We start from the raw sequence: 13021 nt of genomic DNA on the forward strand, positions 1-13021 counted from the left end.
TTTGGGTGATGTGTTCTAGACAAACACCATTCTACCAAAGATTTGGAGCCCTTTTCACGTTTTTAGAGAGTCGTACTTTCGAAATTTAGGTTTAGATATCTTTATATCCAAGGCATCCCTAATCTCTTTACTCCCTTCCATAAATACATGTAAATAGGAATCTTTCGCTATAAATTCTTGCGCTTCGTACCACTTCTTAACCCATACATCATCTCGCGTCCAAACTTCAAATCGTTTAATTCCGTATATCGCATAGCTTCCTCTTCAGCTTTTTCTCCCACTTCTTTTTCAAGTTCAACATCTATTAGACCAACGATCATTCCATGTTTTTCTGCAACAAGCTCAATGGAATACGAATCATACGTTTCCTTTTCCCGAAGAACATGATCGTAATAAGCTGTATCTAAAAAAGATAACACGTGGCACCGTAACCAATTAGACTTATCTTATGGTTGATACCTTCTAATCCTCATTAATCCGCAACTCCCTTTTTGGAATATTCCACAATAAAAGAGCGTTTTAGATTATAGCTATACAATCATATCGTAAGTCCGGCACACGGACTGCTATGAACGAAATAGACCGCACGTCATTTCCCCATATGTGCCTCCACCACCGCAACGGCCCGAACCGGGGACCCGTCGCCACCGGCGATACGCAAAGGAAACCCGTAGAACATAAAGTCGGTTCCGACGGGAAGACGCTCCAAACCTTGCAGCCCCGTATAGGTCACGATGCCGATAGCGAGCAGCGCCCGCTCCAGCTCTTCAGACAATTCGCCGCCGACGAACGGCGGTTGCAGCGCAGCGAGCCGGTCCAAGCATTCCAGTCCGACTGCTTCGGCAAAAAACAATCCCCGGCCTTTCGGCCAAGCAGGGTCTTCAATCCGCACTACACGCGATGTCCCGAAAAATCGCTCCAGCGGCAGTTCGTCCAATGTCGCGGCACCGGGGTGCATATGGGAAGGCGCGTCCACATGCGTGCCGGTATGGCTGCCCATCGAAAGCTGCCGAAGCTCCCAGTTATGGCGCTCGTAAGTGTGCGCGATCTTGACTTTTACCTCCGGATCGCCGGGATAGACGGGCATGCCGTCCGTTATCGGCAACGACAGATCGATGACTCTCACTCAGGCGCCCCTTCCTTGTAAGCTGATCTTCACCTTCCATGACCTTCTGCCAGACGAGTTTAGCATCCCGGTAAAATATATGAAAAGCTCCGAGACGAGCTCATCTCCCCGGTACCTATCCTTCCTGACGGAAAAACCTTCGCAGCCTCGCATTTGGAAAACCGGTGACCGAAACCGTTCCATCCTGCCGGAAAGTTAGCTCCGTCTGCCGGGTGAGCAGATCGTCTGGCTGGTAACGATCCGTCAAGATGTGGATGACCTGGTTCGTGCTTCCGCGAAGACCTGCTACAGCCGACTTGTCCGCTTCATAGCGCCCGTCAATTAACACGTCGATGCAAGCTAATGCGCCCCGCCCATTCGGAAGCTGAACGATTTCCTCCATCGTGTAGCCGCTGAATACGAGAATGGAATAACCTAATTTCCGAAGCGCCTGAACTAGCGCCAGCAAACCTTCCGGTTGTTGAAAAGGCTCCCCACCGCTAATGGTGACCCCTTCCACTTCAGCAGGAATGCTTGTGCAGATCTCGCCAACGCTCACTTTTTTCCCGGTTCCCGCTTGGTGAGATGCTGGATTAAAGCACCCTTTGCAGCCGAGGGAGCAGCCCTGAACGTGGATGACCGCACGCAGCCCGGGACCGTTAACCATTGAGTAAGGGGTGACCTCCGTATGAAGCATGAGGCAGATATCACGGTTCATAATCGGCGAATTCAGACCGCGTGGAGTCTCATCACTCATAAAACTTTTCATGTTTGCTCACATGTTCCTGCTTTGCTGCATAAAATTCCGGTTTTCGCCGTTTCCTCGTTACTTGTCCCAATGCCGTCTCAAAAGGCCGGGTCGCTTCGTCGCATTCTGTGCCGCTATAGTTTTGGGCTTCAATCGAAATAGAGCCGTCGGTCCCGACCGTTATTACAATCCGCTTCATCTTACTGCCCCCATCCGCCGCTTGATGCCGCTTGAGTCAGAACCACCTTCACCGAGCCGTCCGGCATCGATTGGCGGGAGACGGAATAGCCCAGCTTGCGAGCCTCCATCGTGGCAAGAGCGACGCCGTACGTTTGCAGCAGGCGACCGCCGCCGTCTCCAATCTCTTTAGCCACATACCCCTGGTACCAATCGGTGATAAGCGTATATTGACCGTCCGGCTGCTTATTCAGCACAACGTCATACGGTCCTTTGCATTTGATCACATAGTCTCCGATTATAGTACGTCCCTGATAACCCCGCGCCTGCCCTTCCTGCACAAGTTCAAGTCCGAGTTCCTTGCACGCGATCTGCACCGCCTCGATGTTTTTGATCGTCGTCTGTAACGTTGTGAAATGCGACATCGGTTCTCCTGCCTCCTGCCTCAAAAAAACAAGCGCCTTTTATTATCGTCACCGACCGTCTCAACCATGCCCGAGGAAGCCGGACGGGCGTTCGTCGCCCCCCATTCCCGAATCCGCTCGATATGTGCCTTCATGATTTGCGAGAGCGGCTTGGTCGCGCGGCAAGCTTCCACAATATCGGATGTCTGCAAATCCCGATTGAGACTGAAGGCCCGGTACAGTCCGGACACGATCGCCTGCTCGATCTCGGCTCCTCCAAAACCGTCGCTCTCCCGGGCAAGCTGACCCAGATCGAACGACTCCGGATTGCGTCTACGTTTCGTCAGATGTATGCGGAGAATATCTTTTCGCTCTACCTCGCTAGGCAGATCGACATAAAACAATTCATCGAATCTTCCCTTCCGCAACAGTTCCGGAGGCAGCGCGTTCACATTATTAGCCGTTGCAAATACAAAGACGGGCCGCGTCTTCTCCTGCATCCATGTGAGGAACGTTCCAAGCACTCGCGCCGTTACGCCTGAATCGGACGAGCCCGAACCTTGAAGTCCGGCCACCCCCTTTTCCAGTTCATCGATCCACAAAATGCAAGGCGATATCGTCTCGGCCAACTGCAGCGCCCGTCTCATCTGCTCCTCGGATTGTCCGACAAGACTGCCGAACACTTTCCCGATATCGAATCGAAGCAAGGGCAAGTTCCAAGCGCTCGAGATCGCTTTGGCCGACAGGGATTTACCGCTGCCCGGCACTCCGACGACCAGCACTCCCTTCGGGTTCGGCAAACCGAACACTTGCGCTTTCTCGGAAAATGCCCGCTTTCGCTCGGACAGCCATGCTTTCAGCAAATCCAGCCCGCCGATTTCTTCGGTCGTATGATCGGCAGGGATAAACTCGAGCAAGCCCGATTTTCGAATAATATTGGACTTTTCCAGCTGGACGTCCCGGATCGACTCGATCGAAAAACTTTTGTGACGGACCAGCGACAGGGCGAACGCATTTTCCGCCTCCGCGCAAGTGAGTCCCAGCGCATTTTCCAGCAGCGCCTTCCGGTCATCCACCTGGATCAAATGCGGGACGGATTCCAGAACACTGTCCAGCACAGCGGACAACTCTTCGATCTTCGGGAGGGGAATATCGATCAGTGTTATTTCTTTTTCAATCTCAGGCGGAAGATCGACGCGGCAGGACAAAAACACAAGATGGCGGCCGCGGCTTTTGGCGATCGGGATCAGGTCTTTAATCTTCTGCAACACCTCGGGACTGCCCAGGTAAAAATGGAAATTGAGCAGCACATAAAGGCTCGAATCCTCGCCATCGCGCACCGCATTCAGCGCTTCCACGGGGTCGCTCACTTCCAGCCGTTTTCCCGTGTCTTTGCTTACCCAACCTTCTGTAATGGACCATACTTTCAGTTTCAGAGACAGATCGCCGGCTACTTTCGTCAATTGCGTTAACGCACGATCTTCTTCCCATGTCCGAATCCATAACGTCGGATATCCGGCCTGAAGGTAGCTGGTGATGTGGAACATGGATGTCCTTCCTTCCGCTTGTCGAATTATGTATGTTCAATCCTTCCATGTGAAGCTATAATAATTATACATTCGGCTGGGCATTCCAGCCATTCCTTGTTTTCGCAAGTTCATGTTTGAGGAGGAGCATCATGGCGATACTTTCGGTGGATGATTTCAATCGTCAAGTGGCCCGGGACCTGCTACGAATTACCCGGAGCGAAACGTTCCAAAAGATTTTTGTGCGTCAAAACAGCCATTTAACCCACAGCGACTTTCAGCAGCTCAGCGAGGCGTTTACGAGGCAGCTCCAATGCAGCGGAGCGCAAGGCGAAGCTTTTCTTGTTCTGATGCTTCATTATTTAGGGATCGGCTACGAGTCTTCTCCGGCAGCGGCGCAGCCCGAGATTACCAAAGCTGCGGCTCCCCAAATCGTCACCCCGAAGCGGGAATTTTCCAAGGACGAGAAACGGGCCGCTTTCGAGGCGGCCAAGCAGGGCAAGGTCGAAACGCTCGCCGCCTTCGTGCAGCAGGGCTATGATTTGGAAACCAGGCATCGCCAGCAAAAAACCGCCCTTTTGGTGGCTGCCTCTGAAAATAAAACCGCTCTTTTCGAATATTTAATTGATGCGGGCGCTGATGTCAACGCGGAAGACTCGGATCATCAAACGGCGCTAAGTTATGCAATCATCAACCGCAATGAGAAACTGATCGGGCTGATTCTGCCGAAATCCGGCGTCCGTTCGCTAGACATCGCGCTGTACGCCTGCAACCGGAATGATGCCGACCCGGCTTTGGTCCGCAAAATTGTCGAAGCGGGAGCCGATCCTTATTCGCACAAAATATGGATTCCGTCTCCCATCATACAAGCTGTCAACATGGGCAAGCTTGCGATTCTGGATACCTACATTTCTTGTTTACGAAGCAAAGGCCGTCCCCCGGAACTCGGCAGTCTAATGGAAGAGCTTCTCAAATGGCACCCCAAAAACGCCGTCTATCATCTGCTGATCAAACAGGGAGCAGAGAAAACTTATCTGGACGGCACGGGACGGAATCTGATCAGCCTGGCCATCACCTATAACGATATTATGCTGGAAGACGTCACTTCCTTGGAAACCTACGTCGAGCAGGAACGTCTTGCTATGATCACGCTTCTTTCACAGGAAGGCGTCGATATCAATCAGGGTGATTTCATGGGAAGAACCCCCCTGCATTACGCCGTGGGCGAAAACAACCCAACGATCGCTTCGCTCTTGCTGAGATTAGGAGCAAATCCTCATCAACAGGATGTCTATCAAAAATCGCCGCTGCAGTATGCCACCGAAAAACGCTATAAGGAGCTGGTTACGATTATGTCGGCAAATCGGGCAGGCGGAAGTGCGGTACAGGAATCTGTGCAAGGCGCCGGCCAGGCGACGCCGACTGGTGTGGGGCGGAAGATTACTTTTGAGTAGTTTGGTTTTTTTACCATCTGAGGCGTTCTTTTTGTTTAAGAACGAGTATGCCGCTATCACGGGAAACAGCCCAAAACATACACGTCGCAATCGTTTTCCATATACTTTCGTTCAATCCAGTAAGCCGAACCAAGTTCCACAATGGATAGCGTCCCCCATGTAATCGTCCAAACATTCGATTGCGATTCGGCTGCGATGAACCCGTTCATACATACGATCGTTCAATAAATGGCGAGGGGGGCAATCTCTCGACACAAAAAAGGCATGTCCGTAAGTAATGGACGATGCCTTTTAGTTTTGCCTGTTCGATTATTTAGCGTTTTTCACGAGCATATCGGCGATCAGGTCGGCCTGCCCGAGAATAGAGATCGGATCGTAATGCAGATAGGTTTTATAGTCGAGCATATGCACCTTGTTGTTTTTCACGGCCGGCAGCGTTTTCCAGATCGGGCTTTCCAGCACCGCCTTCATCTGCTCTTCGGTTGTGCCGTCGTTGATACACCTGCTGCGGTGGCGGAGTACCCGGCTTTTTTACGGCTTCCTGCGCCATATTTGCGTTCGTTCCCGCTTTCCTTCCTGCAGTCCGCGTGCCTTGCTCCTTCAATACTTGCCGGACTTCGGACGCTTCCTCCTCGGTAAGTCTGCCGAGATGCTTCACTACCCGGTGTTGCTGCGGCCTGACTCGTCTTTGTAGGTTTCGACAATTTTGTAGTATTCATATAGGTTTCCATTTTTGGTAAACCGGCTTTTTTTGAGAAACATGGTACATGAAACCCCGCTTGGTTGGTGACTTTTTGGGGTAACCTTTTTTTATTTTACAGCGAACGGGTGGGGGATGCCCGACTATTGTGATCCCTCCTTTTCTCAACCGAAAGAAGGCAGCCTGGGAAGGGCTGCCTTTGGGATTTTCATTTTTTGTATGAATACACCTCGAACTGAGCGATGTAGAGATGATCGCTTCTTGGTTAAAATTCAGCGAGTATAAGTTTTCGATAAATCCTCCGAAGTTGAAGTGTACCCGATATCGGTTTCGTAGATTCTCAGGAAGACAAACCTAAGCCATCCCCCTTCGGGATTGTCCGAATCCAATGTATCGGGAAATTCAAAAGAATTCGTACAGTCCCTCAACATAATCACTCGATAATTGTGATGGCGAGCACCAACGCAGGTATGAAACAGACAGGATTTGAGATGGAATCCTGCTACAAGGAGTGTATCGATCCTCCATGTTTTTAGATAGTAATCCAGCATCGTCCCGTTAAACCCATCTTTATGTGATTTTGGAATAACGGCTTCGGATTCTAACGGCTGGATGTAGCGATTGAATACAGGTGTTATTGGTTTCCAGCTGTTTTCTAGATAATCTAATCCGTGGATTCGTGTTGTAACATCATTAGGGCCGCCAACTCCGTGAATTGCATTGTATAAATAAACAACTTTCGTTCCAACTTCTCTTGCAATTTTTAGTGCCTGATGAATCTGGTTTTCTACAATTTTATTGTCGGCCGAAGACTCGTCGCAATCAACTAGTATTAAAGCGGTGTTCTCTGGAACAATAGGAATCCTTAAATTCGGATCCGTGTTGTATTTTTTTACAGGTAACAGGAATGTGCTAGAAAGAGAATCGTTGCCCATATAACCTCCTACAATTTAATATTATACTGAATGATAAGGATAATGTTCTTCCTTCTATACAGCGAAAATAAGTCACTCGTCGGATGCCTCTAAGGCTGCGAGTGTTATTCCGGCCGGTGTTGCCATTAGATCCGTTGTAATTTGCTATGCCTCCTCTCTATTTTGTGCAAAAGAATAGGATTTAGGCACCCCACTCTATATAGGGATAGCACAGCCACTTCTCCACGGCTTCCTTCACTTAAAAAGGCTGTTTCGTTTGAGCAGCAGCACACTCTATCCGCTCAAGAACGAAAACAGCCTTTTCCTAGCCACCCTTCTAACAATTCGGTAAGTTACTCCTCGACCGCGCCGCGCTACTGCTGGAGTCTCTCCTGTACGAGATTACCGAGACGCTTGACGGTCAGAGTCCGAAGCCAGGCCAAGTGAACGAGCGGATCTCCGCCATATTGGACGATATTTCCGGCCGCGTGTTCCAGCGGTTTGACGCGAACGCCCTCGCCCTCAGTCATCATATGGCCGTCTCTACCCTGCGGGCGCTGGTGAAGCAGCAGACCGGCTTCTCGCTCGGGGAGTATGTCAACCTCGTAAAGATCACGGAGGCCAAACGTCTGCTTCAAAGTACGGAAATACCGGTAAATGAAATCGCATTCAAGCTTGGTTTTGACGATCCGGCTTACTTTTCCCGCTTATTCCGCAAGCACGCCGGGGTGTCGGCCATATCGTTTCGGAAACGGTTGTGAGCGGGATCGCGATCGTCTCGGCTCGCGGTCCGGGCGTCAGGCGGACGAAGTCGCCCTTGACGAAGTAAGGGACCGGGGCGACAGTAGCAGCCAGCCTTGGCAGCGGCCGGATAAACGTGCCGGCGAACCGGCCGGGTCCGTCATACCGGACATCCGCCATTTCCTCCAGCCCCCCCTCCATTCGTCCTGCTCCCAGAGGCCCGCGCCGGTCAAAAGCAGCTTTCCGCCGCTTTCGACAAAATCCCGGACCGCTTGCGCCAGAGCCGGAACGAATGTACGGTTCTCTGCGAGCCATATGCACTAACATTTGGAGAAATCGCTTTCCTGATCGATGATGTCGTAGTACCGGCTGCCTTCAAGCAGCGCCAGGCCCGCGCCATACAGCGCCGCCCTCGTCTGCCTCCCGGCATTGCTCGCGTTGCCGCTCGAAGAGGCTTTGCGCTGACGGTTGGCGGCCAGCGCGATATAGGGCACGGACTGAGCGCCGGACGTCCAGGATTCCCGCTCCTTCACGAAGCGGAACGCTTCGCCGATCAACTCGTTGACGCCTTCCTCCGGCTTGCCGGACGGCGTAAGTTGATCCCCGACGCAGCAATCGCCGAGCGTAGCCATAATCGTGGCGCATTCGAATTTCAACTGCACGGGTTGTTCAGACTGCCGAAATATCCCTCGTTTCACCCAATGCGGCGTGTGGAAATCCAGATGAATTTTGCGATTGCCGCTTGCTTTTTACTCAGGGTCGTGCCCCCATTCATGCTTCGCGTCGTTTTTTATAACGTGCTTAGCCGCAGTTCATAAAAATACTGCACAATCGGATGCTTGAGCTTCATCTTTTCACTCATATTTAATATCCGTTTTTTTCCAACTCGTCTGTCGATCAATGCCAGAACGTTCAACAGGATATCGTCGCTCTCTAAGCTTTCCTCGATAGAAGCAGACAGAAACTTAGTAGCGATAACGATAAAATTGGATTTACATAAGGTTGACTGCGCCGACAGAAGCGCCTTGGCATATTCCGATTTTTTTCTGCTTGTTGCAATTACTAGCAAACGATCCTCCGGAACGTTCCCCTTGAACTCTTTTCGGACGGCTTCAAGATCTTCATCGTAAACGGGAATTTGGATGTCCGAATCATTCTTAATCTCCAGCTCCGACTGATACCATCTGATTCGATGAGTTGGGTCACTCATATTCAGTACATTGTTTTTATCTACTGCAAGATTGCAAAGCCCTGCTTTATCGGGCAAATAACGGTAGCTCGTCGCAAGGTATTCGACCCTTCCCTGCAAGGCAGGACAGAGAAAACTCTCCAGATTTTGTTTCAATTTGCTCCAGGACATGTACTACTCCTTGTTCGATATGAATTACTGCCTACCTGAGGCAGCTGTTCTATTCTCCATCATACTATAACAATCGTCATCTCTTCTATGTTCGATAGAAATAAGTTAAATCAATAGGGCGGGCGAAAATAGTCGCTGCAAACAGAAAAAGAAAGCTTGATTTCTCAAGCTTTCCCGTAACCATTTATGTAGACGGCTTGGTGTCCCTGGACAGTTACAGTTACAGTTCCATTTCATCCAGAAACACTTCGCGTCCTCCCTGTTCCCGGCTGCGGATACCGGCAATAATCAACTTGCACAGCTCGACGGTCTCCGTGAACGGATAAGGCCGCTCTCCGGTGCGGACATAGCCGACAAAGCTTTGGAGCTGGGCCTTGAAGGAATAGAAGGTGTCCCTTGTGCGCACAACGGCGTAATCATCGGTTCCGCACAGCTGCAAAATCCCGTAAGAGCCATACAGGTCCTCAATGACCGCCACGACGATGTCCACTCCACTGTGGTGCTTCAAATGGACGATACTGCGCTCCTTCGTACCGGTATGGCGCACCGAAAGGAATCCCGGCCCGACAATCGTATACACCGCCTCCAACGAATGGATGCCGTACCGTTCCCAGCTTTTGAGCATCGTCGCGGAGACGAATCGCAGCTGCCCCAGATTGTGCGTCGACAGGCGGTAAGGCAGAAACTCCTTGCTGTACCGCGAGCTGCTCGACGACAGTATCGCCTTGCCTTCCTCCACCCACCGGCAAAATTGCCATAAATCCGCTTCGTTATCGGTCAGCGGCTTATCCACGAATACCGGCAGCCCCGCTTCGACAAACGGCCGGCACCGCTCCACATGCTCACTCCCGATATCGGTCGTGATCAATACCGCATCCACATGGCCGATCACGTCCTCCGGCCGCGCCACCACCTGACCGATCCGGGAGGCCCGGGCGACTTGCTCCCCCTCCTCCGGACGATCCGTCCATATATGCGTCACTCGCGCTCCGGGTATCCCGAACTGTTCCGCTGGCTGCCGGCTCAAGTATGGGAAGATCGCCGGATAAGGACATGTCTTCATTTCCTCCTCCCGGTATCCGTTCACAATGGCGCTCCAGGAGTACGGGTGCCCGTTCCCTTCCACCATACCCAGCATGGCCAATCGCAGTTCCCGATTCAACATAATGCCGCTCCCTTCCGTGTATCCATCACTCATCCCATAATTCTCGCAAGCCTTGCACCGTCTTGTCAACGAGCTGCTTCCCCGCCTCCGTGCCTGCCGGATTGTTGGCCGGAATCGAGCCGTAACCGCCACCCTGCAGCGATTGGGGACTTGGCAAGTAAGTGCCTCCTCCTGCAAGCTGTACGAGAAACGTCTGGACGGCAGGACTTCGAACTTTGATCCGGATGCCGTAATCGACATATAACTCGAACGGATTGGAAGCAAGGGCGATATCGCCGAGACGGAGCAGATGAATTTCGACAGGCAGCGATCGGTTCCGCTTCTGATGCTCGAGGCGATTCACCACATTTTGATTCCAATGCATCTGACGATAAGCTGCGCTTGCCGCAACGTACCATCGTTTCTGTCTCCGCATTGGGTCTTGTTCCAGCTGACCTAGCTCCTTTTCATACACGGCCCGCAGATGCTCTGCTTCTTGTCCGGCGCTTGCGGCATCCGCTGCGGTCAGAGGGTTCACGGGGAGATCGAGCTTCACAACCCGGTGACGCAGAATGGGCGCATAATCGATGACTTGACTTATTGGCGGCAGCAGCGCGCATACTTCATCCGCGATACGCATAGCGATCTCTTGTCTTGCCGTTTGTCCTTTCAGCATCCGCATCCGCTCATAGGCCGCGCTTTCGAACAGCGGAAACGGGCACAACTCGCCGGCGGCGCTGCATTGGGCGAGAATATATAAGTGTTCTCCGAAACGATGGCGCAGCTCCCGCCTCGTTTCGCACCAATAATCCGCGCTGACCGAGAACTCGCTTTCGCTAAGCTGCGAGGGACATGGCACATTAACGATCAGTCCGGCCAATTCCCCGTTCGGTTCATACGTCGCCAGCACTTGGAGACTGTGGTCCTCATATCCTTCCACATGGCTAAAACCTTCGGATGCCGGCGGTACGAGCCCGTACTTGGCGCTGACGCCCTCCTGATTGACCCAACGGCGGTTTCGTCCGAGCACCGCATCGCCGATCCCGTAAGCGATACCCGCCTGCTTCCGCTTCTGCCAGGCTTCGGCTATCGCCTCCGCGATCCGCGCGGCCGCAAATTCCACGTACGTCTCCACCGGCAAATAGTCAAGTTCAACGCCGACTCCGAGCGCCGTATGAGCGGCCAGGGGGGACGGAAATCTCGTTTCCGGACCGGTATGCGTATGGGTAGCGTGAATCAGAACAACCGCCGGGTCCAGCTCGTCGCCGACTGCACTTCCAAGCTTGTCGCGAACCCGATCACGCAGTTCCTCCGATATAGCCAGCAGATCGCAGCTGACGATAACCGACTTCGCTTCGGCCGATTCCAGCACGCAGGCCGTTGCGCTCAGCGGATCGAGCACGCCTTCGGATAACCGGGCGTGGAACATGCCCGACAGAAGCGCAGGCCGCTCAGGTGTAATATCGGCTTCCGCCCATCCGATTTTCAAGTAACCTGACATACAAGGTCCTCCTCCGGTTTCGAGGCAAGGGACGATTTCACGGCCGACCGTTTTTCTCCGATAAGCTCCGCCACATATTCTGCGAACGGGAACGAGCAAGTAAAAGCCGGCGACACGGCATTCAGCACGTGAATGGAACCGGCGTCCCCCTCTACCACAAAATCCTGCACGAGTTCCAGCGTCTTTTTGTTCAGCAACTGTGCGCGAATACCCGGCTGCAAAAAATCGCCGAATCCGTTCCGGTCCATTGCTTTGACCATTCGGAGCGACAAGCCGATGAAGTTCGCTTTGTCATATTTCTTCATTTCTTCGAAAGCAAGCTGGCGGAAATGAAACGAATTGGTCAGAAACAGCTTCGCTTCGTAATACAGAATTTGAATAAACTCCCCCAGGTTAAACCGATGAAACCCTTTGTAATTTTCACGCCAGAAGGCGGGAATCGCGGTCGGTCCGATTTTGATGCTCCCGTCAACCGTCTTGGTAAAGTGGACGCCGAGAAAAGGATTGTTCAAGTTCGGAACCGGGTATATGTTCGTTGTTACGTCGGACTTGTTTTTCGCATATTTCATATAGATGCCTTTGAACGGAATGATCGTATACTGCAGTCCGAAGCCGAAATCGCGGGCAATCCGATCGGCAAACAGACCGGCAGCGTTAATGAAATAGCCGCATGTGAATACCGGCTTGTTGGTCCGGATCGTCTGGTGCGACCTGCCGGTATACTTGGTATTGAAAAAGAAATCTACGCCGCTAGACACAAGCTCTCTCTTCAGACACTGGCACACTTCCACCGGATCTACCGAGGCGGTATCCGGCGAGTACAACGCCTTCCTGTAGGTCCTGACGTTCGGTTCAATCCGGGCCGCTTCCTCCTCGCTCAGCCATTCCAGTCGAACGCCGTTGCGTGCCGCCCGCCGCTTCAGCTCCTCGAGCCCCTGCAGCTCCGACTCGTCCGAGGCTACGACCAGTTTGCCGCACGGATTGATGAACAACCCGTTCTGCTCGCAGTATTTCTTCATCGCACGATTGCCGTCGCGCGTAAATCTTGCTTTCAGGCTGTCCGCCGTATAATAAAATCCGGCATGCAGAACACCGCTGTTGCGTCCGCTGGCATGCTTGGCAACGTCCGACTCCTTCTCGATGATCGCAATGCGCGCCTGGGGCTCCCGGCGGATCAGTTCCCTGGCGATCGACAGCCCGATGATTCCGGCTCCTGCGATCAAATAATCGTACCGCAATGTCTTTCA

15 protein-coding genes are annotated in these 13021 nt (G+C 52.4%); 2 read left to right on the forward strand and 13 right to left on the reverse strand.

What is annotated here, in order from left to right; translation table 11 throughout:
• Positions 1 to 167: 167 nt before the first annotated feature.
• The 6 genes from IDH45_RS23135 to IDH45_RS23160 form a co-directional block, all read right to left on the reverse strand.
• The gene (locus tag IDH45_RS23135) at positions 168 to 419 is read right to left on the reverse strand and encodes a hypothetical protein (protein ID WP_190930504.1); all 252 of its coding nucleotides are present in this window, start codon (positions 417 to 419) and stop codon (positions 168 to 170) included.
• 170 nt (positions 420 to 589) lie between these two features.
• The gene (locus tag IDH45_RS23140; RefSeq protein WP_190930505.1) at positions 590 to 1126 is read right to left on the reverse strand and encodes a cyclase family protein; all 537 of its coding nucleotides are present in this window, start codon (positions 1124 to 1126) and stop codon (positions 590 to 592) included.
• Positions 1127 to 1241: 115 nt separating this feature from the next.
• Positions 1242 to 1772, reverse strand: coding sequence for a 4Fe-4S single cluster domain-containing protein (locus IDH45_RS23145; protein WP_223836901.1), 531 nt, complete (start codon positions 1770 to 1772; stop codon positions 1242 to 1244).
• Between the two features lie 82 nt (positions 1773 to 1854).
• Complete coding sequence (locus tag IDH45_RS23150; RefSeq protein WP_190930506.1) at positions 1855 to 2052, reverse strand: DUF2997 domain-containing protein; 198 nt, start codon at positions 2050 to 2052, stop codon at positions 1855 to 1857.
• A 1-nt stretch (position 2053) separates the two neighbouring features.
• Complete coding sequence (locus IDH45_RS23155; RefSeq protein ID WP_190930507.1) at positions 2054 to 2455, reverse strand: DUF1257 domain-containing protein; 402 nt, start codon at positions 2453 to 2455, stop codon at positions 2054 to 2056.
• 20 nt (positions 2456 to 2475) lie between these two features.
• Complete coding sequence (locus IDH45_RS23160; RefSeq protein ID WP_190930508.1) at positions 2476 to 3981, reverse strand: AAA family ATPase; 1506 nt, start codon at positions 3979 to 3981, stop codon at positions 2476 to 2478.
• Between the two features lie 131 nt (positions 3982 to 4112).
• Between IDH45_RS23160 and IDH45_RS23165 the strand changes: the two genes are divergently transcribed.
• Positions 4113 to 5414 carry an ankyrin repeat domain-containing protein gene (locus IDH45_RS23165; protein ID WP_190930509.1) on the forward strand — a complete coding sequence of 434 codons (1302 nt, stop codon included), beginning with the start codon at positions 4113 to 4115 and terminating at the stop codon, positions 5412 to 5414.
• 309 nt (positions 5415 to 5723) lie between these two features.
• On the opposite strand, the gene IDH45_RS23170 is transcribed toward IDH45_RS23165, so the two are convergent.
• Positions 5724 to 5885, reverse strand: coding sequence for an ABC transporter substrate-binding protein (locus IDH45_RS23170; protein WP_190930510.1), 162 nt, complete (start codon positions 5883 to 5885; stop codon positions 5724 to 5726).
• A 501-nt stretch (positions 5886 to 6386) separates the two neighbouring features.
• On the reverse strand, positions 6387 to 7049 hold the full coding sequence (locus IDH45_RS23175; RefSeq protein ID WP_190930511.1) for an isochorismatase family protein: 663 nt from the start codon (positions 7047 to 7049) through the stop codon (positions 6387 to 6389).
• A gap of 422 nt (positions 7050 to 7471) precedes the next feature.
• On the opposite strand from IDH45_RS23175, the gene IDH45_RS23180 reads away from it, so the two are divergent.
• A complete protein-coding gene (locus tag IDH45_RS23180) occupies positions 7472 to 7789 on the forward strand; it encodes a helix-turn-helix transcriptional regulator (RefSeq protein WP_190930512.1) in 318 nt (105 codons plus the stop codon).
• 300 nt (positions 7790 to 8089) lie between these two features.
• On the opposite strand, the gene IDH45_RS23185 is transcribed toward IDH45_RS23180, so the two are convergent.
• The 5 genes from IDH45_RS23185 to lhgO all read right to left on the reverse strand — a co-directional run bounded on the left by IDH45_RS23185 (position 8090) and on the right by lhgO (position 13012).
• Entirely contained in the window at positions 8090 to 8431 is a 342-nt protein-coding gene (locus IDH45_RS23185; RefSeq protein WP_190930513.1) for a hypothetical protein, read from the reverse strand.
• A 128-nt stretch (positions 8432 to 8559) separates the two neighbouring features.
• The gene (locus IDH45_RS23190) at positions 8560 to 9129 is read right to left on the reverse strand and encodes an SF0329 family protein (RefSeq protein WP_190930514.1); all 570 of its coding nucleotides are present in this window, start codon (positions 9127 to 9129) and stop codon (positions 8560 to 8562) included.
• Between the two features lie 220 nt (positions 9130 to 9349).
• Positions 9350 to 10327, reverse strand: coding sequence for a Gfo/Idh/MocA family oxidoreductase (locus IDH45_RS23195; RefSeq protein ID WP_223836902.1), 978 nt, complete (start codon positions 10325 to 10327; stop codon positions 9350 to 9352).
• On the reverse strand, positions 10320 to 11774 hold the full coding sequence (locus IDH45_RS23200; RefSeq protein WP_190930515.1) for a neutral/alkaline non-lysosomal ceramidase N-terminal domain-containing protein: 1455 nt from the start codon (positions 11772 to 11774) through the stop codon (positions 10320 to 10322). The genes IDH45_RS23195 and IDH45_RS23200 overlap by 8 nt, the downstream gene beginning before the upstream one ends.
• Positions 11759 to 13012, reverse strand: coding sequence for an L-2-hydroxyglutarate oxidase (gene lhgO, locus IDH45_RS23205; protein WP_190930516.1), 1254 nt, complete (start codon positions 13010 to 13012; stop codon positions 11759 to 11761). Before lhgO ends, IDH45_RS23200 begins: the two co-directional genes overlap by 16 nt.
• Positions 13013 to 13021 lie beyond the last annotated feature (9 nt).

The organism is Paenibacillus oceani (assembly GCF_014705615.1).
GTDB lineage: Bacteria > Bacillota > Bacilli > Paenibacillales > NBRC-103111 > Paenibacillus_AB > Paenibacillus_AB oceani.